At 58.1% G+C, this 21,039-nt stretch carries 13 protein-coding genes and 1 pseudogene; 12 read left to right on the forward strand and 2 right to left on the reverse strand.

Translation table 11 applies throughout. The features are described 5' to 3' along the window. Positions 1-129: 129 nt before the first annotated feature. A complete protein-coding gene (locus tag ABRP31_RS24690; protein WP_027899603.1) occupies positions 130-1,233 on the reverse strand; it encodes a GlxA family transcriptional regulator in 1,104 nt (367 codons plus the stop codon). A 1,009-nt stretch (positions 1,234-2,242) separates the two neighbouring features. Here ABRP31_RS24690 and ABRP31_RS24695 point away from each other — a divergent pair. The 12 genes and pseudogenes from ABRP31_RS24695 to yccS all read left to right on the forward strand — a co-directional run bounded on the left by ABRP31_RS24695 (position 2,243) and on the right by yccS (position 20,071). Then, positions 2,243-3,190: a choline ABC transporter substrate-binding protein gene (locus tag ABRP31_RS24695; RefSeq protein ID WP_087271322.1), complete on the forward strand. Its 948-nt coding sequence runs from the start codon at positions 2,243-2,245 to the stop codon at positions 3,188-3,190. 67 nt (positions 3,191-3,257) lie between these two features. Further along, a complete protein-coding gene (gene choW, locus ABRP31_RS24700) occupies positions 3,258-4,103 on the forward strand; it encodes a choline ABC transporter permease subunit (RefSeq protein ID WP_349973206.1) in 846 nt (281 codons plus the stop codon). Further along, positions 4,100-5,278, forward strand: a complete 1,179-nt coding sequence (choV, locus tag ABRP31_RS24705; protein ID WP_349973204.1) for a choline ABC transporter ATP-binding protein — start codon at positions 4,100-4,102, stop codon at positions 5,276-5,278. The genes choW and choV overlap by 4 nt, the downstream gene beginning before the upstream one ends. Before the next feature lie 204 nt (positions 5,279-5,482). Continuing rightward, positions 5,483-6,076 (forward strand): transcriptional regulator BetI, encoded by a 594-nt coding sequence (gene betI / locus ABRP31_RS24710; RefSeq protein ID WP_087271315.1) that lies wholly within the window; start codon positions 5,483-5,485, stop codon positions 6,074-6,076. Between the two features lie 114 nt (positions 6,077-6,190). Next, the gene (betB, locus tag ABRP31_RS24715; RefSeq protein ID WP_349973202.1) at positions 6,191-7,663 is read left to right on the forward strand and encodes a betaine-aldehyde dehydrogenase; all 1,473 of its coding nucleotides are present in this window, start codon (positions 6,191-6,193) and stop codon (positions 7,661-7,663) included. A gap of 174 nt (positions 7,664-7,837) precedes the next feature. Then, positions 7,838-9,541: a choline dehydrogenase gene (betA, locus tag ABRP31_RS24720; protein ID WP_349973200.1), complete on the forward strand. Its 1,704-nt coding sequence runs from the start codon at positions 7,838-7,840 to the stop codon at positions 9,539-9,541. Between the two features lie 342 nt (positions 9,542-9,883). After that, a complete protein-coding gene (locus ABRP31_RS24725) occupies positions 9,884-11,326 on the forward strand; it encodes a TldD/PmbA family protein (protein WP_349973198.1) in 1,443 nt (480 codons plus the stop codon). Continuing rightward, positions 11,326-12,650 (forward strand): annotated as a pseudogene (locus ABRP31_RS24730) (TldD/PmbA family protein). Before ABRP31_RS24725 ends, ABRP31_RS24730 begins: the two are co-directional and overlap by 1 nt. A 673-nt stretch (positions 12,651-13,323) precedes the next feature. Further along, a complete protein-coding gene (mdtD, locus tag ABRP31_RS24735) occupies positions 13,324-14,733 on the forward strand; it encodes a multidrug transporter subunit MdtD (RefSeq protein WP_349973195.1) in 1,410 nt (469 codons plus the stop codon). 203 nt (positions 14,734-14,936) lie between these two features. Then, positions 14,937-16,316 carry an ATP-dependent RNA helicase DbpA gene (dbpA, locus tag ABRP31_RS24740; RefSeq protein ID WP_087271297.1) on the forward strand — a complete coding sequence of 460 codons (1,380 nt, stop codon included), beginning with the start codon at positions 14,937-14,939 and terminating at the stop codon, positions 16,314-16,316. A 140-nt stretch (positions 16,317-16,456) separates the two neighbouring features. Continuing rightward, positions 16,457-17,635: an NAD(P)/FAD-dependent oxidoreductase gene (locus ABRP31_RS24745; RefSeq protein ID WP_349972243.1), complete on the forward strand. Its 1,179-nt coding sequence runs from the start codon at positions 16,457-16,459 to the stop codon at positions 17,633-17,635. Positions 17,636-17,869: 234 nt separating this feature from the next. Further along, on the forward strand, positions 17,870-20,071 hold the full coding sequence (yccS, locus tag ABRP31_RS24750) for a YccS family putative transporter (RefSeq protein ID WP_349972242.1): 2,202 nt from the start codon (positions 17,870-17,872) through the stop codon (positions 20,069-20,071). On the opposite strand, the gene ABRP31_RS24755 is transcribed toward yccS, so the two are convergent. Beyond that, positions 20,052-20,789 carry a transporter substrate-binding domain-containing protein gene (locus tag ABRP31_RS24755; protein WP_349972248.1) on the reverse strand — a complete coding sequence of 246 codons (738 nt, stop codon included), beginning with the start codon at positions 20,787-20,789 and terminating at the stop codon, positions 20,052-20,054. The genes yccS and ABRP31_RS24755 overlap by 20 nt on opposite strands. Between the last annotated feature and the right edge of the window lie 250 nt (positions 20,790-21,039).

The raw sequence follows: 21,039 nt of genomic DNA on the forward strand, positions 1-21,039 counted from the left end.
AGCTTTTCCTGTAGGAGTGACCTTGGCTGCAAGGCGGTATTTCTGCGTAAGCCGGTCTGATGTCTCGCGAACAAGCTCACTTCTACAGAGAAGCGGTGTTTCAGTTGATGCAGGGATGCTTGTCCTGCACTACAACCGCACACTCGCAAACGTCGATTCATTACGGGCCTGACTCAACGCCGACAAAGGACCAGACAGCGGTGCCAGGACCATCGCTTGCGGGATGGGCATCATCGCCACTTGCTGGGTGGTATTGGAACCTACTCGTTCGTCACGCGGCGGGATGCCGAAGTATTCGCGGTAGCACTTGGAGAAATGCGGTGTAGACACAAAGCCGCAGACCGAGGCCACTTCGATAATCGACATCGGTGTTTGTTTAAGCAACTGCCGGGCGCGGATCAGGCGCAACTTGAGGTAATAACGCGATGGGGAGCAGTGGAGGTATTTCTGGAATAACCGCTCCAGTTGACGACGAGAAACGGCGACATAAACTGCCAGTTCGTCCAGATCGATCGGCTCTTCAAGATTAGCCTCCATCAGCGCGACGATTTCCTGCAGCTTCGGCTGGTTAGTGCCGAGCATGTGCTTGAGCGGCACACGCTGGTGATCCTGCTCATTGCGAATGCGCTCGTAGACAAACATCTCCGAGATGGCAGCCGACAGTTCACGACCATGATCACGGCTGATCAGGTGCAACATCATGTCCAGTGGTGCGGTACCACCGGAACTGGTGAAGCGGTTGCGGTCCAGGGTGAACAAGCGGGTGCTCATCGCCACGCGGGGAAACGCCTCCTGCATGGAGGCCAGACATTCCCAATGCACGCTGCAATCAAAACCATCGAGCAGACCGGCGCAGGCCAGTGCCCAACTACCAGTGCATACCGCGCCAAGGCGCTTGGATTGACGTGCCTGACTTTGCAGCCAACTGACGTGTTCACGGGTAACCGTGCGCTGGATACCGACGCCGCCGCAGACAATTACCGTGTCCATTGCCGGAGCCTTGTGCATGGCCGCATCAGGGGTGATCTGCAGGCCATCGCTGGCCCAGACCTGACCGCCATCAGCGCTCAGCGTGGTCCAGCGATACAACTCGCGGCCCGACAACTGGTTCGCCATACGCAGAGGTTCAACCGCTGATGCGAGAGATATCAGAGTGAAGTTATCCAGCAGCAGAAAGCCGATGGATTGTGGTGCGCGATTCTGGGGTTGGGCCCCGGAGTTGAACGATGTCATCACAGTATCTCCTCACACAAAGCGGTTGGAGGCCTCAGGCGGAGGCTCTTGTTATTACCCTGTACGAAGCAGGGCTTTGTGATGACAACGCAAATGCCATGCCTAAAGTTGAATGCTCATTCAATTACACCTGAAAACGACGTCGCGATGCGTCTAGTCAGCAGCGACTTGAGTTGTCGATTAGCGACGTCGGCATCCCTTGCGACCTTAATGGCAGTGGCGGGTGAGCAGTTCGGTAGCACTTGTGTGCAGGCTCGAAACGAGGGGTCGTAGCCGATTGTCACTCAATGCACGGGGGATGGTCGAAACTGGAAAGCCATCACCTGACATTGCGCCATATTTAAGAGCTTCCGCGCCAAAAGGTGGCGGTATTCAGGGTGAGTGTTCGATAAGTGCGCACCTTTGAATCCAGCCCGACGCATGCCGTTGCAGGCGCTGCCAACGGCTGCGAAACAGGTGCGGGCATGACAATTCATTCGCGGCCTTCGGCAGCGTCTACAAAGACTGATAAGCGTCGCCCAGGGAACATAACACCCGAATGACCATCCAAAACCACCGTGATGAGCGGTTTGAGGGGTAATAGCGAGCGCCGCCGCAGCTGCTACGCTCTTGCTGTTCCCTCGCTGTGGATGCATCCATCATCAGGCTTTTGTAGCGCCTGTGGCATCCCGCAACGACATGCACATCCCCACCAACGTCGTCCGAGATTCGCTGAGTCCCGGCGCGATGACTCATGCCGGTTTTTGCCGCTTTCACGCAGCAAAAACGCTCTTGCGGCATGGAAAAAACCTGTAAGCGACGTCACCAACACTGGATACGACGCCCTGTGTACTGGTTACGACGCCCCCTGTAGGCGTTTGATTTTTGCTGTTACATGATCCGTATCGACTCGTTCGCCAGCGCAGTGGAAGAGCCTTGATCAAACGCCTTGTACTTCAGCCAAAAAAACACCAACCGCGTCAGCTTGCGAAGCTGATAGCGAGAAAAAAAACACCAAGGGAGTCCATATATGAAAGGTTCTAAATCGTTGCTACTGGCTGTTGCGCTGGGCTTACCGATGCTGGCACAGGCCGCTGAGCCTGAGCAGTGCAGCACAGTCAACTTTTCGGATGTCGGCTGGACAGACATCACGGTCACCACCGCCGTCACCAGCGCCGTTCTCGAGTCCCTCGGCTACAAAACCAAAACCACGATGATTTCCGTACCGGTGACTTACAAGTCCCTGGCCGACGGCAAGAACATGGACGTGTTCCTCGGTAACTGGATGCCGACCATGGAAAACGACATCAAGCCGTATCGTGATGCCGGCACCGTGGAGACCATTCGTGCCAACCTGGAAAACGCCAAATACACCCTGGCCGTTCCTCAAGCGCTCTACGACAAGGGCCTGAAAGATTTCGCCGACATCGCCAAGTTCAAGAAAGAACTGGACGGCAAAATCTACGGTATCGAGCCTGGCAACGACGGCAATCGCCTGATCCAGAGCATGATCGACAAGAATGCTTTCGGCCTGAAAGACGCCGGTTTCAAAGTCGTTGAATCCAGCGAAGCAGGCATGCTCTCCCAGGTTGATCGCGCTCAGCGTCGCAAATCCGATGTGGTGTTCCTGGGCTGGGAACCGCACCCGATGAACACCCGTTTCAAAATGCAGTACCTGACTGGGGGCGATGAGTTTTTTGGCCCGAACTTCGGTCAGGCCACCATCTTCACCAACACGCGTAAAGGCTACGCACAGGAATGCAGCAACGTCGGCCAACTGCTGAAAAACCTGTCGTTCACCCTCGACATGGAAAGCACCCTGATGGGCAAGGTTCTGGACGACAAGCAGAAGCCTGACGCGGCCGCCAAAGCCTGGCTCAAAGCCAACCCGCAGGTGCTCGACACCTGGCTGGCTGGCGTGACCACCATTGACGGCAAACCTGGCCTGGAGGCAGCAAAAGCCAAGCTGACAAAGTAAGCCGACGCGCAGGCGGGTACGCCCGCCTGTTGTCCCCCTTTTCTCCCGCAAGCGGACAATCGATACCATGCTGACAGATCATAAAATCCCCTTAGGCGAGTACATCGCGGCCTTCGTAGACTGGCTGACCCAACACGGCGCCAGCACTTTCGATGCAATCGCGTCATCGCTTGAAACCATGATCCACGGCCTGACGTTTGCGCTGACTTGGTTCAACCCCTTCGTGCTGATTGGCCTGATTGCCCTGCTCGCGCACTTCATCCAGCGCAAATGGGGTCTGACCGTGTTCGTCGTCGCGTCGTTTTTGCTGATCCTCAATCTGGGTTACTGGGATCAAACCCTGGAAACTCTGGCTCAGGTGCTGTTCGCCACCTTCGTCTGCGTCATCATCGGCGTGCCGCTGGGCATTGTTGCTGCGCACAAACCGATGTTCTACACCGTGATGCGACCGGTGCTGGACTTGATGCAAACCGTACCGACCTTCGTTTACCTGATCCCTACCCTGACGCTATTTGGCCTGGGCGTGGTGCCCGGTCTGATTTCAACGGTGGTCTTCGCCATTGCCGCGCCGATCCGCCTGACGTATCTGGGTATCCGTGATGTACCCCACGAATTGCTCGACGCAGGCAAAGCCTTTGGCTCGTCGCGTCGCCAACTGCTGACGCGTATCGAACTGCCTTACGCCATGCCCAGCATCGCCGCCGGTATCACCCAGTGCATCATGCTGTCGTTGTCGATGGTGGTGATTGCCGCATTGGTAGGCGCCGATGGCCTGGGCAAACCCGTGGTCAATGCACTGAATACTGCCGACATCTCCCAAGGCTTCGAAGCTGGCCTGGCGATCGTACTGCTGGCAATCATGCTCGACCGTATCTGCAAACAACCCGAAGCAAAAGTGAGGGCTGACGCATGAGCATTATCCAATTCGATAACGTCGACGTTATCTTTGCCAATGATCCGCGCGAGGCACTCAAGCTGCTTGATGAAGGCTTGACCCGTGACCAGATCCTGAAGAAAACCGGCCAGATCGTCGGCGTGGAAAAAGCCAGTCTGGATATCGAGAAAGGCGAAATCTGTGTATTGATGGGCCTGTCCGGCTCGGGCAAATCCAGCCTGTTGCGCTGCATCAACGGCCTCAATACCGTGAGCCGCGGCGCGCTCTACGTCGAGCATGAAGGCTCGCAGATCAACATCGCCAACTGCACTCCGGCCGAGCTGAAACTGATGCGCACCAAACGCATCGCCATGGTGTTCCAGAAGTTCGCCTTGATGCCTTGGCTGACGGTGCGCGAGAACATCAGCTTTGGTCTGGAAATGCAGGGCCGCCCCGAGAAAGAACGCCGCAAGCTGGTGGACGAAAAACTCGAACTGGTTGGCCTGACCCAGTGGCGCAACAAGAAGCCCGACGAGTTATCCGGCGGCATGCAGCAGCGCGTTGGCCTGGCCCGTGCACTGGCCATGGATGCCGACATTCTGTTGATGGACGAACCCTTCTCCGCCCTTGATCCACTGATCCGCCAAGGCTTGCAGGATGAGCTGCTGGCGCTGCAAAGCAAGCTGAATAAAACCATTGTGTTCGTCAGCCACGATCTGGACGAGGCGCTCAAGCTGGGCAGTCGGATCGCGATCATGAAAGACGGCCGCATCGTGCAGTACAGCGTGCCGGAACAGATCGTGCTCAACCCGGCCGATGAATATGTGCGTACCTTCGTCGCCCATACCAATCCGCTCAACGTGCTGTGTGGCCGCAGCCTGATGCGTACGCTGGACAATTGCACCCGAGTCAACGGCTCGGTGTGCCTGGACCCAAGCGTGGATTCGTGGCTAGAACTGGCCGAAGGCAACACCATCAAAGGCGCACGTCAGGGGGCAGGTCAACTCGACCTGCAAAACTGGACGCCCGGCCAACCCATGGACTCTCTGGATCGCAAACCGACCCTGGTGCATTCCAATATCGGTATGCGCGACGCCCTGCAGATTCGTTATCAGACGGGCAACAAACTGGTGCTGCAGGATGGCAACCAGGTGGTGGGGATTCTGGGGGATAGCGAGTTGTATCACGCGCTGCTTGGCAAGAATCTAGGGTAAAAGCACACCACAGCCCCTTATGGGAGCAGGCGAACATAGAATCTCCCACAAGGGAACCGAATTTCATCGCCCACACATGTGCATCTACAAGGCTTTCCGCACGCCCATCATTTTTTATTGATTGAACGTTCAATAAAAAATCTTTAGACTGGCTGAGCCTCTTTGGGCAGAGCGATCAGTCAGGCGAATCAGGAGATTTAGCGAATGCCCAAGGTCGGTATGCAACCTATACGCCGTCAGCAGTTGATCCAGGCCACGCTTACAGCGGTCGATCAAGTCGGCATGGGCGACGCCAGCATTGCGCTGATTGCTCGTCTGGCAGGCGTCTCGAACGGCATCATCAGCCACTACTTTCAGGACAAGAACGGCCTGATCGCAGCCACCATGCGCCACCTGATGAATGCCCTGATCCTGACCGTACGTGAACGTCGTCAGGCCCTCACCGATGACAGCCCAAGGGCGCATCTGCAAGTGATCATCGAGGGCAACTTCGACGCCAGCCAGGTCAACGGCCCGGCAATGAAAACCTGGCTGGCCTTCTGGGCCACCAGCATGCACCACCCGTCATTGCACAGGCTGCAGCGGATCAACGATCACCGTCTGTATTCAAACCTGTGCTGTCAGTTCCGCCGCGTACTGGCACCGGAGCAAGCGCGTAGCGCGGCCCGCGGTCTTGCGGCACTGATCGACGGTTTATGGCTACGCGGCGCGCTGTCGGGCGATGAGTTCGACACCGATCAGGCGCTGCAAATCGCCTACGAATACATGGATTTCCAACTGGCGAAAGCGGTGAGCTGAAACGTTTCACATTTGATGAGGCGAGCACCGAACGACTACGCACCAAAGTTGCCCAAATCGCTAAGGCAACCTGACGTCAGTCATCGCCAGCCACTCTGAATTTGCGAGGACTTTATGGCCCGTTTCGAACAGCAAAAACTCTACATCGACGGCGGTTACGTCGACGCCACCAGCAATGCGACTTTCGATGCTATCAACCCTGCCAACGGTGAGCTGTTGGCTCAAGTCCAGCGTGCCTCCAAAGAGGACGTTGAACGCGCCGTGGTCAGCGCCGAGAAAGGCCAGAAAATCTGGGCCGAAATGACCGCGATGGAGCGCTCGCGCATCCTGCGCCGTGCCGTGGACATCCTGCGTGAACGCAACGATGAACTGGCCGCGCTGGAGACTCTGGACACCGGCAAAGCATTCTCGGAAACCAAATACGTCGACATCGTCACCGGTGCAGACGTGCTGGAATATTACGCAGGTCTGGTGCCTGCCATCGAAGGCGAGCAGATCCCGCTACGCACCTCTTCTTTCGTTTACACCCGCCGCGAGCCGCTGGGTGTGGTCGCCGGTATCGGCGCCTGGAATTACCCGATCCAGATCGCTTTGTGGAAGTCCGCCCCGGCGCTGGCTGCCGGTAACGCGATGATCTTCAAGCCGAGCGAAGTCACTTCGCTGACCACCTTGAAGCTGGCTGAAATCTATACCGAAGCAGGCGTACCGGATGGCGTGTTCAACGTGCTGCCGGGCACCGGCGCTGAAGTCGGCAGCTGGCTGACCGAGCACCCGCGCATCGAGAAGATCTCGTTCACCGGCGGCGTGCAAACCGGCAAGAAAGTCATGGCCAGCGCTTCGGGTTCGTCCCTGAAAGAAGTGACCATGGAACTGGGCGGCAAATCGCCGCTGATCATCTTCGACGACGCTGATCTGGATCGCGCGGCCGACGTTGCGATGATGGCCAACTTCTACAGCTCCGGTCAGGTCTGCACCAACGGCACTCGGGTGTTCGTACCCAACGCGTTGAAGGCTGCGTTTGAAGCAAAAATTCTGGAGCGTGTGAAGCGCATACGTGTCGGCGACCCGGAAGACGAAAATACCAATTTCGGCCCGCTGGTGAGTTTCGCCCATATGGAAAACGTACTGGGCTACATCGCGTCCGGCAAAGAGCAAGGCGCACGCTTGCTGGCCGGTGGCGAGCGACTGACTGAAGGTGAGTTGGCCAAAGGCGCTTATGTGGCCCCTACGGTTTTCACTGATTGCACAGACGACATGAAAATCGTCCAGGAAGAAATCTTCGGCCCAGTGATGAGCATCCTCGGTTACGACACCGAAGAAGAAGTCATCCGCCGCGCCAACGACACTGATTTCGGTCTGGCAGCAGGCATCGTCACCAAAGACCTGAACCGCGCCCATCGCGTGATTCATCAGCTGGAAGCCGGTATCTGCTGGATCAACGCCTGGGGCGAATCCGACGCGAAGATGCCAGTCGGTGGCTACAAGCAATCCGGTGTAGGCCGCGAAAACGGCATCAGCTCGTTGGCGCAGTACACGCGGATCAAGTCTGTTCAGGTTGAGTTGGGTGATTACGCGTCGGTGTTCTAGGAACGCCGTCCCCTCCAGGCGGCGAGCAAGTTGCCGCCCGGATCCTGTAGGAGTGAGCTTGCTCGCGATTGCGGTGTGTCAGACACCGGTATTTTTCCAGAACCACCGCAATCGCGAGCAAGCTCACTCCTACAGGGACCGTAGACCTCAAACATTTTTTTAGAGGGTGCAGTAATGTCCCAGGAATTCGATTACATCATCATCGGCGCAGGCTCGGCCGGTAACACCTTGGCAGCCCGTCTCACCGAAGACGCGGGCGTCACCGTTCTGCTGCTGGAAGCCGGTGGCCCGGACTATCGTCTGGATTTCCGGACACAAATGCCGGCTGCTCTGGCATTCCCGCTGCAAGGCCGTCGCTATAACTGGGCCTACGAAACCGATCCAGAGCCACACATGGGCGGTCGTCGTATGGAATGCGGTCGCGGCAAAGGCCTCGGCGGTTCGTCGCTGATCAATGGCATGTGCTACATCCGCGGCAATGCGATGGACTACGACGGCTGGGCAAAAAACCCAGGTCTGGAAGACTGGACCTACGCAGACTGCCTGCCGTATTTCCGCAAAGCCGAAACACGCGACATCGGCGCCAACGATTATCACGGCGGCGAAGGTCCGGTCAGCGTGACCACGCCGAAAGCGGGCAACAACCCGTTGTTCCACGCCATGGTCGAAGCCGGTGTGCAGGCCGGTTACCCGCGCACCGATGACCTCAACGGTTATCAGCAAGAAGGCTTTGGTCCCATGGACCGCACTGTGACGCCCAAAGGCCGTCGCGCCAGCACCGCTCGCGGTTATCTGGATGAAGCCAAGAAGCGCGACACCCTGACCATCGTCACTCACGCCCTGACAGACCGCATTCTGTTCGACGGCAAAAAAGCAGTCGGCGTGAGCTACCTGGTGGGTGACAGCGACGCACGCATCGAAGCCCGTGCACGCAAGGAAGTCTTGCTGTGCAGCGGCGCCATTGCCTCGCCGCAGATTCTGCAACGCTCCGGCGTAGGTCCGGCTGAAGTTCTGAACGCGCTGGATATTCCTGTGGTTCATGACCTGCCAGGTGTCGGCCAGAACCTTCAGGACCACCTGGAGATGTACCTGCAATATTCCTGCACTCAACCGGTCTCGCTGTACCCGTCACTGTTGTGGTGGAACCAGCCTGCCATTGGCGCAGAGTGGATGTTCCTGGGTACGGGCATCGGCGCCAGCAACCAGTTTGAAGCGGGCGGTTTTATTCGTTCCAGCGAAGAATTCGAATGGCCGAATATTCAGTACCACTTCCTGCCGGTAGCGATTAACTACAACGGCACTAAGGGCGTCAAAGAGCATGGTTTCCAGGCTCACGTAGGCTCGATGCGTTCGCCAAGTCGCGGTCGTGTGCAGGTCAAATCGAAGAACCCGCGTGACTACCCAAGCATCCTGTTCAACTACATGGCCAGCGAGCAGGACTGGCAGGAATTCCGCGACGGCATTCGCCTGACCCGGGAAATCATGCAGCAGCCTGCGCTCGACCCATACCGTGGCCGCGAGATCAGCCCTGGCATCGAAGTGCAGTCGGATGAAGACCTCGACACGTTCATCCGTGAACACGCTGAAACGGCTTATCACCCGTCCTGCTCGTGCAAGATGGGCACCGATGAAATGGCCGTAGTCGATGGCGAAGGCCGCGTGCATGGCATGCAAAGCCTGCGTGTGGTCGATGCCTCGATCATGCCGCTGATCACCACCGGTAACCTGAACGCACCAACGATCATGATCGCCGAGAAAATCGCCGACAAGATCCGCGGCCGCGCACCGCTGCCTCGCAGCACTGCCGATTACTTCGTCGCGGGTGACAAGCCAGCACGTGGCAAGCCAGTGCGGGAAGTGAGCCGCACTGCGCAGTAAAATTTGAAAATGCAAAACCTGTGGGAGCTGGGCTTGCCCGCGATAAACGATAACGCGGTGTGTCTTCAAGCTGCGTCTCATGTATCGCGGGCAAGCCCGGCTCCCACATAGATCGCATTTCAATCGGGCCCCGCATGCACCTGCATTGCTCGAAACACCCACCCGCCACAACCGCGCTTGATCCCGACATGGCCACAGGCCTAATCTAGCGCCATCCTGCATTGTTGCGGCTCGCGGCTGAAGCCGCTCCTACGACGACGGCAGAATCCGTAGGAGCGGCTTCAGCTGCGAGCCGCAACAACGCCCAAATCCCCCGCTTCACCCGAACAAGGATGACTCTGCATGTTCGATTTTTCCGCTCAGCTCCAGCAGCGGTTTGCCGCCTTGCAGAGCCGTGCCCAGTTCTTCTCCCTGCGTTATGTCCGTCAAACCAGCCAGCATCTTTGCGTACGCAAGAACGTCGCTGAACCGCCGCACTTGAGCACTGACGAAGGGGCGATGCTGACCGTGCGCCTCAACGGCGTCGAAGCTTACGCAGCGACGCGGGACATTTCGCAACGGGGTCTGCAAGCCGCGCTGGAACAGGCCGAAGCCCACGCCCGCAGGCTTGCCCCTCACGCACTGCTGAACCTCAGCGATCAACCTGTTGCGACCGCGCAGGCTGATTACCTTTCGCCACATTTGCAGGACGCCTTCCCGCCCTTGAGCGATTGCCTCCAGCTGTTGCTCAGCGAATCCAGCGCCGTTCCCAAAGACGAGCGACTGGTGAACTGGCAAGTCACGCTCGGTCTGGAAAACGTCGAGCAGATTTATCTGAATAACGCAGGCGCACAGATTCGTCGGGCGCAGCGTTTTGTCTATCCGGGCATGACCGTTACCGCCTATGACGGCAGCGACAGCCAGACCCGTAGCCTGGGCCGGGACAACTTCGGCCAGCAGGGCGGCGCGGAAGTGATCAGCAGTTGCGGACTGGTGGGCGCGGCAAGCAAAGTCGCCGACCAGGCCTTGCAACTGATCATGGCCCCGAACACGCCGAACGGCCCCCGCGACCTGCTGTTGACGCCGGACCAGATGATCCTGCAAATCCATGAGTCCATCGGCCACCCGCTGGAGCTGGATCGCATCCTCGGTGACGAGCGCAACTATGCCGGTACCAGTTTTGTGAAGGCCAGTGATTTCGGTCATCTGCAATACGGTTCCGAATTGCTCAACGTGACCTTCGACCCGGACATTCCAGAGCAACTGGCGAGCTACAGCCACGACGATGACGGCACGCCGGCCAGCAAGCAGTTCCTGATTCGCAACGGTGTGCTGGAACGTCCTTTGGGCGGTGCACTGTCGCAATACCGCGCTGACCTGCCAGGCGTCGCCAACAGTCGCGCCTGTAACTGGAACCGTCCACCGATTGATCGCATGGCCAACCTCAACATCGAGCCTGGGGATAAGTCCCTCGACCAGTTGATTGGCGGCATCGAACATGGCGTGCTGATGTCGACCAACCGCTCGTGGTCCATCGACGATGCGCGCAACAAATTCCAGTTCGGCTGCGAGTGGGGCCAGTTGATCGAGAACGGCGAACTCAAAGGTGTGGTGAAGAACCCGAACTACCGGGCTATTTCCGCGCAGTTCTGGAAAAACCTCAGCGCCGTGGGCGACGCCAGTACCTTCAAAGTATTGGGCACGCCCAACTGCGGTAAAGGCGAACCCAATCAAGTGGTGCGCGTGGGCCATGCCTCGCCCGCCTGCGTATTCAAGCAAGTCGATGTATTTGGAGGGGATGCCTGATGTCGCATCAACAGCAATTTCAGGCACTGGTCGCAGTACTCAACGCTGCGATCAGCGATCAAGAGCGCTTCACCCTCGCCTACAACGCCGAAGAGTCGGACTTCATTCGTTTAAATCACGCCAAGGTGCGTCAGGTCGGCCATGTGCAACAGGCCAGCGTGACCCTCAAGCTGATCAACGACGAGCGCCACGCCGACTTGCAACTGACCCTCAGCGGCGACGGCGAGCTTGATCGTCAGCGTTTGAGCGAGGCCTTGGAGCAACTGCGTGAAACGGTAGCGCTGTTGCCGAAAGATCCGTACCTCAAGCCCAACACCGAAGCGTGGCAGAACACAAACGTTCAAGACTTGCCGTTGCCGACAGCGAACATGTGGTCGGGCAAATTGCTGAGCTTGGCGAAGGGCTGGATCTGGTTGGTTTCTATGCTGCAGGACCGCTGTATCGCGGTTTCGCCAGCTCGTGGGGCGCGTTCGGCTGGCATGAAGCCAACAGCTTCAATTTCGACTGGAGTCTGTTTCACGAGAACGGTCAGGCGGTCAAAGCCAACTACGCCGGGCACGACTGGAGTGACGACGGTTTTGCACGTCGCTTCGAACTGGCTCGCGAACAACTGGAGTTTCTTGGCAAGCCGCTGAAAACTCTGGCGCCGGGTCAATACCGTGCGTATCTGGCCCCGGCAGCCATGGATGAAATCATCGGTATGCTGTGCTGGGGCGGTTTCTCGGCGCAGTCGCTGGCGAACAAGACAAGTCCATTACAGCGGCTGTACAGCGGCGATGCTCAGTTCAGTCCGCTGGTGAGCCTCGACGAGCAGGTCAGCGGTTCGCTTTCCCCGGCGTTTTCCGGCGAAGGCTATCCACGTCGGGATCTGGCATTGATTCGTGAAGGTAAAGGCGGCGAGCAACTGGTGGGTTCTGCCAGTGCTGCCGAGTATGGTTTGGCAGCCAACGGCGCTGAGCCTTGGGAAGCACCGAACTCGTTGAGCATGGCGGGTGGTAGCCTGGAACTGGAGCAGATTCTGGAGAAAATCGGCACGGGTCTGTACATCGGAAACCTGTGGTACTTGAACTACTCCGACCAGCCCGCTGCGCGCCTGACCGGCATGACCCGTTTTGCGACATTCTGGGTGGAAGATGGCAAAATCCAGGCCCCGGTCAGCACCATGCGTTTCGACGACAGCGCTTACAGCCTGCTGGGCAGCGCACTGGAAGATTTGACCAGAGAGCGGGAACTGATTCTGTCCACAAGTACCTATAGTCAGCGCCAGACAGCTTCCAGCCAGCTGCCCGGTGCGTTAATCAGCAAGTTGACGTTGACGTTGTAAAGACCGCTGAAAAATCACTGTGAACTGAGGCTTTTGTGGGAGCAGAGCTTGCTCGCGATAAGGACGCTGCAGATATCAGGTACATCGCGTCCAACCCCATCGCGGGCAAGCCCGGCTCCCACAGAGTACTCATCAGTCTATTGGAGCAAGTCGAAATTGACGCTTTAAAGACCGCTGAAAAATGACTGGGAAACGAGGCTTTTGTGGGAGCAGAGCTTGCTCGCGATAAGGACGCTGCAGATATCAGCTATATCGCGTCCAACCCCATCGCGGGCAAGCCCGGCTCCCACAGAGTACTCATCAGTCTATTGGAGCAAGTCGATATTGACGCTTTAAAGACCGCTGAAAAATGACTGGGAAATGAGGCTTTTGCGGGAGCAGAGCTTGCTCGCGATAAGGACGCTGCTGATATCAGGAATATCGCGTCCAACCCCATCGCGGGCAAGCCCGGCTCCCACAGAGTACTCATCAGTCTATTGGAGCAAGTCGATATTGACGCTTTAAAGACCGCTGAAAAATCACTGTGAAATGAGGCTTTTGTGGGAGCAGAGCTTGCTCGCGATACGGACGCTGCAGATATCAGCTATATCGCGCCCAACCCCATCGCGGGAAAGCCCGGCTCCCACAGGATATCGATCAACCTCAGGATGGTTTCCGACAACAGAGGACCCACATGCCGACCACCACACCGCTTCTGGATGAAAAAACCCTGCGCTGGCTGCCTTGGGTAGTCGCTATCGCGTTCTTCATGCAGAGCCTGGACGGCACGATTCTCAATACTGCGCTGCCTTCCATGGCCCGCTCGCTGGCGGAAGATCCGCTACGCATGCAGTCGGTAGTCATCGCTTACATGCTGACCATCGCCCTGTTGATCCCTGCCTCGGGCTGGATCGCGGACCGGTTTGGTATCAAACAGATATTTTTCAGCGCCATCTTGCTGTTCAGTTTTGGCTCACTGCTCTGCGCCATGTCCAACTCATTGGGCATGCTGGTGGGTGCACGGATTGTTCAGGGTTTGGGCGGGGCATTGATGCTGCCCATCGGGCGATTGATCGTGCTGCGCGCTTACCCGCGCTCGGAACTGGTGCGGATCATGAGCTTCATCACCCTCCCCGGCCTGCTTGGCCCACTGATGGGCCCGACCATGGGCGGCTGGATGGTTGAATACCTGAGCTGGCACTGGATCTTCCTGATCAATATTCCGGTGGGCATCCTCGGTTGCTGGGCGGTGCATCATTTCATCCCGAACCTGGCCGGTGGCGGCCGCACAAAATTTGACGGCATAGGCTTCGCGCTGTTTGGCGCGGCGATGGTGCTGATCACGATAGCACTGGAAGGCCTGGGCGAATTGCATTTGCCGCACTTGCGCGTGGTGCTGTTGTTGTTCGCAGGCTTTGGTTGCCTGGCGGCGTATTGGCTGCGGGCCGGGCACGTTGAGTCGCCACTGTTCGCGCCGTCACTGTTCCGCACTCGCACCTTCGCGGTAGGCATTCTTGGCAATCTGTTCGCCCGACTGGGCAGCGGTGCCCTGCCGTTTCTCATGCCCTTGTTGCTGCAAGTAGCGCTGGGTTACTCGCCGTCGCAAGCGGGCATGAGCATGTTGCCGCTGGCGGCTGCGGCGATGTTCGCCAAGTCCGTCGCGCGCTGGCTGATCGAACGGCTTGGCTATCGAATCATCCTGACCGGCAACACGCTGATGCTGGGTATCCTGCTGTCGAGCATCGCGCTGGTAGATGCGCAAACACCGTATTGGGTGTTGCTGGTGCATCTGGGTCTGCTGGGCGCGGTCAACTCGCTGCAATTCACCGCCATGAACACCGTGACCCTGATCGATCTGGATGATGCCAGCGCCGCCAGCGGCAACAGCTTGCTCTCGGTGGTAGCGCAATTGTCCCTGAGCTTCGGTGTAGCGTGCGCAGCGGCGCTGTTGGGTGGGTTTACCGAGCAAGTGTCGACCGGCGAAGTCAGCAGCGTGCTGGGCGCGTTTCAACTGACGTTCCTGACCGTGGGCGTGATGGCGATGCTGGCGGCGGGGATCTTCCTGCAGTTGCCGGCGAGGGAAGCAAAACCGGCGGCGAATTGAAATACATTCCATGTGGGAGCGGTGCTTGCCCGCGATAAGGTTTAGGTGATCTACCTGCAGAATCGAGATGTCCTTATCGCGGGCAAGCACCGCTCCCACAGGGTTTATTCCAACCTGCGCACCCATGCCACCCGGCGGGAGCACGCCTGATGGCTCTGTGACCTGATACACTGCGCGACATTTTGTTTTGCAGGCTCTTTACCGTGACTAACACCGCTTTCAATACTTTGCCCCTGTCCGCCCCCATGTTGGCTAACCTGGAGTCCCTTGGTTATGCCGAGATGACGCCGATTCAGGCGCAGAGCCTGCCGGTGATTCTCAAGGGTATGGACCTGATCGCTCAGGCCAAGACCGGTAGCGGCAAGACCGCAGCGTTCGGTATTGGCCTGCTTAACCCGATCAACCCGCGCTACTTCGGCTGTCAGGCGCTGGTGCTGTGCCCGACCCGTGAACTGGCTGACCAGGTCGCCAAGGAAATCCGTCGTCTGGCCCGTTCGGAAGACAACATCAAGGTCCTGACCCTGTGTGGCGGTGTGCCGTTTGGCCCGCAGATCGGCTCGCTGGAGCACGGCGCGCACATCATCGTCGGTACGCCGGGTCGCATTCAGCAGCACTTGCGCAAAGGCTCGCTGGTGCTGGACGGCCTGAACACGCTGATCCTCGACGAAGCCGACCGCATGCTGGACATGGGCTTCTACGACGCGATTGCCGACATCATCGAGCAGACTCCGAAAAAGCGTCAGACCCTGTTGTTCTCCGCCACTTACCCGGTGGGCATCAAGCAGCTGTCGTCCAAGTTCATGCGCGATCCGCAGACCGTCAAGGTCGAAGCCCTGCACGCCGACAGCCAGATTGAGCAGATTTTCTACGAAATCTCCCCGGAAGATCGTCTCGACGCCGTTGTGAAAGTCCTCGGTCATTTCCGTCCGCAATCCTGCGTTGCGTTCTGCTTCACCAAGCAGCAGTGCCAGGAAGTGGTCGATCACCTGACCGCCAAAGGTATTTCCGCCGTCGGCCTGCATGGCGACCTGGAACAGCGCGACCGCGATCAGGTGCTGGCGATGTTTGCCAACCGCAGTACCTCGGTACTGGTTGCCACTGACGTTGCAGCCCGTGGTCTGGACATCGATGCGCTGGACATGGTGATCAACGTCGAACTGGCCCGTGATTCGGAAATGCACATTCACCGCGTAGGCCGTACCGGTCGCGCCGGGGAAAAAGGTGTTGCGGTCAGCCTCGTGGCACCATCGGAAAGCCAACGTGCCCGCGCCATTGAAGAAATCCAGAAAGCCTCGCTGCGCTGGGAACAGCTCGACAGCCTGAAAAACGCTGGCGGTTCTCAGTTGATCCCGACCATGAGCACGCTGTGCATCGGTTCCGGTCGTAAAGACAAATTGCGTCCGGGCGACATTCTCGGTGCACTGACGGGCGAAGCCGGTATTCCAGGCGCTCAGGTAGGCAAGATCGCGATCTTTGATTTCCAGGCCTACGTGGCCGTTGAACGCAGCGTCGCCAAGCAAGCGCTGGAGCGCTTGAACAACGGCAAGATCAAGGGCAAGTCGCTGCGCGTGCGGATTTTGTAAGATCTAAAGCCGAACGCAGGACCTGTGGGAGCAGAGCTTGCTCGCGATAAGGCTGGACGCAATTCACTTTAGATCGCGTCCAGCCTTATCGCGAGCAAGCTCTGCTCCCACATAAAACATCACACCCCGAGGAAATCGCTTTGCCCGTTACTGACGTTGTGATCATTGGCGCTGGCGCCGCAGGTTTGATGTGCGCGCTGACTGCTGCTGGCCGTGGCCGCAAAGTGATGCTGATCGATCACGCCAACAAGCCCGGCAAGAAGATCCTCATGTCCGGCGGCGGGCGTTGCAATTTCACCAATATGTATACCGAGCCGAGCAACTTCCTCTCGCAGAACCCGCACTTCTGCAAGTCGGCGCTGGCGCGTTACACCCAGTGGGATTTCATTGGTCTGGTGGGCAAGCACGGCGTGCCGTACCACGAGAAAAAACTCGGGCAATTGTTCTGCGACAACAAGTCCAGCGACATCCTCGAGATGCTCCTCGACGAATGCAGACAGGCCGGTGCCAGCCTGCATATGGACACGTCCGTGCAGCAGATCGAAAAAACCGAAATCGGTTACACGCTGATCACGACACTGGGCAACATCAGCTGTGAATCGCTGGTGATCGCCACGGGTGGTTTGTCTATTCCGACACTGGGCGCGACCGGTTTTGGTTATCAGGTGGGCAAGCAGTTTGGTCACACCTTGCTGCCGACGCGCGCCGGGCTGGTACCGTTCACCATCACCGATCAGCTCAAAGAGCTGTGCACCGAGCTGTCCGGTACGTCGGTGGATTGTCTGGTCAGCTGCAACGACACGAGTTTTCGCGAGAACATCCTGTTCACTCACCGCGGCCTCAGTGGCCCGGCGATTTTGCAGATTTCTTCGTTTTGGCATCCGGGCGACGCGGTGGAAATCAACCTGCTACCCGATCACGACGTCCCAAGCTGGCTCAACGAGCAACAAGCCGAACGGCCCAATAGCGAATTGAAGACCTTGCTGGGGGAAATCTTCACCAAGAAGATGGCCAACCTGATAGCCGAGCAATGGTTTGTGTCCAAGCCTATGAAGCAATACACCCATGCCGAGCTGACCGACATCGCCACAAAGCTGGCTTCCTGGCAGGTTGTACCGGCTGGGACAGAAGGCTATCGCACGGCGGAAGTCACCCTCGGTGGGATCGATACGCGAGAGGTTTCTTCCAAGACCATGGAATCCCTGAAATCACCGGGGCTTTACTTTGTCGGTGAAGTGTTGGACGTCAGCGGGCATCTGGGCGGCTTCAACTTCCAGTGGGCGTGGGCCTCGGGGTACGCGGCTGCGCAGTTTGTTTGACAACCGGAATGCGATTTAACCCTTGTGGGAGCAGAGCTTGCTCGCGATAAGGGCACCGCAGTTCTAAAGTGAACCGCGTCCAGCCTTATCGCGAGCAAGCTCTGCTCCCACAGGATTTGAGCTCCGCCTTCACATCTGCATCTATCGAATAAATCTCGCCAACCGGATGTACAGATGAGGCCAAGGCCTGTACATATCCACTTCAGCATTGATCAATCGTGAAACAGCTCCTTTATGGCATCGAAATCTCTTCGTCATACCTTCCGCCGTCTGTGGGCGCTGGATAAGTTCAGTTACAGCGTTCGCGTTTTCATTGCGCTGACCGGCAGCATGGCGCTGTGCTGGTACCAGAATGAAATGGGCCTGCTGATTCCGTTGTTCCTGGGGATTATCGCCTGCGCCCTCGCCGAAACCGATGACAGCTGGCAAGGCCGCCTCAACGCGCTGGCGGTGACGCTGGTGTGTTTCAGCATCGCCGCCATGGCCGTTGAGCTGTTGTTCCCCTACCCGTGGATCTTCGCCATATCACTGGCGATAGCCAGTTTTGCGCTGACCATGCTCGGCGCGCTGGGCGAACGTTATAGCGCGATTGCCTACGGCACCTTGATCCTGTCGGTGTACACCATGATCGGCGTCGATCAGCGTGGTGGGGAAGTCCTCGATTTCTGGCACGAGCCGATGCTGCTGGTCGCGGGCGCTGCATGGTATGGCTTGCTGTCAGTGTTGTGGCAAATGCTGTTTTCCAATCAGCCGGTGCAACAGGCGCTGGCGCGGCTGTTTCGCGAACTGGGCCAGTACCTGAAATTGAAGTCGAGCCTGTTCGAGCCGATTCGCCAACTGGACGTTGAAGCCCGCCGCCTGGAGTTGGCCCAGCAAAACGGCCGGGTAGTCGCGGCGCTGAACGCCACCAAGGAAATCATTCTGCACCGGGTGGGCAACGGTCGGCCCGGTTCGAAAGTCAGCCGCTACCTGAAGCTGTACTTCATTGCTCAGGACATCCACGAGCGCGCCAGTTCATCGCACTACCCGTACAACTCACTGGCCGAAGCGTTCTTCCACAGCGACGTGCTGTTCCGCTGTCAGCGCCTGCTGCGCCAGCAGGGCTCGGCCTGCCAAGCATTGTCCGAGTCAATCCAGCTGCGCCAGCCGTTCGTGTACAACGACAGTTTCGCCTACGCCATGGAAGACCTGCGCGCCTCGCTGGAACACTTGCGTATTCAGAGCAACCCGGCATGGCGCGGCCTGCTGCGTTCGCTGCGTGCTTTGGCGAATAATCTGGAAACCCTTGATCGCCTGCTCAGCGATGCCAGCAACCCCGATGCCGTGGCCGACGCCACCGACAGCTCGCTGCTGGACCGCTCGCCTCGCACCTTCAAGGATGCCTGGACCCGGTTGCGCTTGCAGATGACCCCGACTTCGTTGCTGTTCCGCCACGCGTTGCGCTTGCCGCTGGCGCTGACGATCGGCTATGCAATGGTGCATTTGATTCACCCGTCGCAGGGCTACTGGATCATCCTCACCACGGTATTTGTCTGCCAGCCGAGTTACGGCGCAACTCGTCGCAAGCTGGGCCAACGAATCGTCGGCACGGCTATTGGCCTGACTATCGGCTGGGCGCTGTTTGATCTGGTCACCAGCCCGATTCTGCAATCGATGTGTGCAGTGCTCGCCGGCGTGGTGTTCTTCGTCAATCGCACCACGCGCTATACGCTGTCCACAGCAGCCATCACCATCATGGTGCTGTTCTGCTTCAACCAGGTCGGCGACGGCTATGGCCTGTTCCTGCCACGCTTGTTCGATACCCTGCTGGGCAGTCTGATCGCAGGCCTCGCGGTGTTCCTGTTCCTGCCGGACTGGCAAGGTCGACGCCTGAACAAAGTGCTGGCTAATACCCTCACCTGCAACAGCATTTACTTGCGCCAGATCATGCAGCAATACGCCAAGGGCAAGAGTGACGACCTGGCTTATCGTCTGGCCCGACGTAACGCTCACAACGCCGATGCGGCGCTGTCCACCACGCTGGCCAACATGCTGATGGAGCCTGGGCACTTCCGTAAGGAAGCGGACGTTGGCTTCCGCTTTCTGGTGCTGTCGCACACCTTGCTCAGTTATCTGTCAGGGCTTGGCGCGCATCGGGAGACGCAGTTGCCAGCCGAGGTCCACGAACAGCTCATCAATGGCGCCGGTACGACACTGGCGGCGAGTATCGATGAGATTGCCCAAGGCCTCTCCGAGAAGCAGCCGGTGGCGATTCACAGCGATGCTGAAGAGGCATTGGCCACTGAGCTTGAGCAAATGCCCGATGAACTGGATGAGAGTCAGCGTCTGGTGCAAACCCAACTGGCGCTGATCTGCCGTCAACTGGGCCCACTGCGCACCCTTGCCGCGCACTTGATCAAGGTTCCGGAGCCGGCCGCTACAGACCGTGTCGCTTGAAGATTTCCGCGTAACTGCCGTCAGCCTTCATGGCGGCAATCTCTCGGTTGAAATCAGCGACGATCCCCTGATTCTTTGGATTCTTGAGGCTGACCAGAATATGCAGGTTGTTCTCGCTCAAGGATTTAGAGAGAAACTCCAGCTTGTCGCGAACGCTTTTGGGCTCGGCAGCCAGGTAGTAACGTGCGACGAATTCGTCCTCTACAGCCAGGTCCACTCGCCCCGCCGCAACCATGCGCAGCGCCATTGAAAAGCTGTTCACCGGCACTTTTTCCAGCAAGTCGTCGTTATCAAATTCCGGGGAATAGCTGTAGCCGCGCACGACAGCGATGGGCCGCTCGTACAACTGGCTTAAATCCTGAAACTGTACGCTGGAGCGGGTGCGCTTGAGAAACCGGACACGATTGAGCAGGTACTCTTGCGAGAAGCGGCCAATGCGGGTTCGGTCGTCACTGAACCAGGCGTTGATCAGCACGTCGTAACGCCCCTCCTCAACCCCGAGCAACGCTCGCGCCCACGGCACTTGCTCATACTCTGTGCTGTATCCGGCACGCTGCAACGCAGTGCTGACCAGATCACTGGCCAGACCATTATTAAGTAATGAGGCGTCCGTGAAAGGCGGCCAGGAGTCGGCCACCAATCGCAATCTCTCTCCTGCACTGACCTGAGTCATCAACAGCAATCCCAGCAACGCTATGGCTCGAAGCACACACGTCATGCTCATATCCCTGAGACGGGCAATGCCCGGATGATTACAGCCAACGCCCGCAAAACCCGGCACTGGTAGTGGCACGTAGCCTCATTGAAGCTGCATAAAGCCCTTTTCACAACTCACGCTTAGATGACATTACGTGCGGCGCTCCGCAAAAACCCTTAAGGGTTATCGGCACCCGAAACGAAACATTCACCCGCCATTCATTGCAGGGGTTTATGGGGTATCTGACCGGATGGGTTAGTATTCGCTCCAG

The sequence above is a fragment of the Pseudomonas caspiana genome, from assembly GCF_040224095.2.
GTDB lineage: Bacteria > Pseudomonadota > Gammaproteobacteria > Pseudomonadales > Pseudomonadaceae > Aquipseudomonas > Aquipseudomonas caspiana.

What these genes read in the sequence shown, in the direction of transcription:
- ABRP31_RS24690 (WP_027899603.1), bottom strand. Translation starts at nt 1,233, where the DNA reads ATGACATCGTTCAACTCCGGGGCCCAACCCCAGAATCGCGCACCACAA.
- ABRP31_RS24695 (WP_087271322.1), top strand. Translation starts at nt 2,243, where the DNA reads ATGAAAGGTTCTAAATCGTTGCTACTGGCTGTTGCGCTGGGCTTACCG.
- choW (WP_349973206.1), top strand. Translation starts at nt 3,258, where the DNA reads ATGCTGACAGATCATAAAATCCCCTTAGGCGAGTACATCGCGGCCTTC.
- choV (WP_349973204.1), top strand. Translation starts at nt 4,100, where the DNA reads ATGAGCATTATCCAATTCGATAACGTCGACGTTATCTTTGCCAATGAT.
- betI (WP_087271315.1), top strand. Translation starts at nt 5,483, where the DNA reads ATGCCCAAGGTCGGTATGCAACCTATACGCCGTCAGCAGTTGATCCAG.
- betB (WP_349973202.1), top strand. Translation starts at nt 6,191, where the DNA reads ATGGCCCGTTTCGAACAGCAAAAACTCTACATCGACGGCGGTTACGTC.
- betA (WP_349973200.1), top strand. Translation starts at nt 7,838, where the DNA reads ATGTCCCAGGAATTCGATTACATCATCATCGGCGCAGGCTCGGCCGGT.
- ABRP31_RS24725 (WP_349973198.1), top strand. Translation starts at nt 9,884, where the DNA reads ATGTTCGATTTTTCCGCTCAGCTCCAGCAGCGGTTTGCCGCCTTGCAG.
- mdtD (WP_349973195.1), top strand. Translation starts at nt 13,324, where the DNA reads ATGCCGACCACCACACCGCTTCTGGATGAAAAAACCCTGCGCTGGCTG.
- yccS (WP_349972242.1), top strand. Translation starts at nt 17,870, where the DNA reads ATGGCATCGAAATCTCTTCGTCATACCTTCCGCCGTCTGTGGGCGCTG.
- ABRP31_RS24755 (WP_349972248.1), bottom strand. Translation starts at nt 20,789, where the DNA reads ATGACGTGTGTGCTTCGAGCCATAGCGTTGCTGGGATTGCTGTTGATG.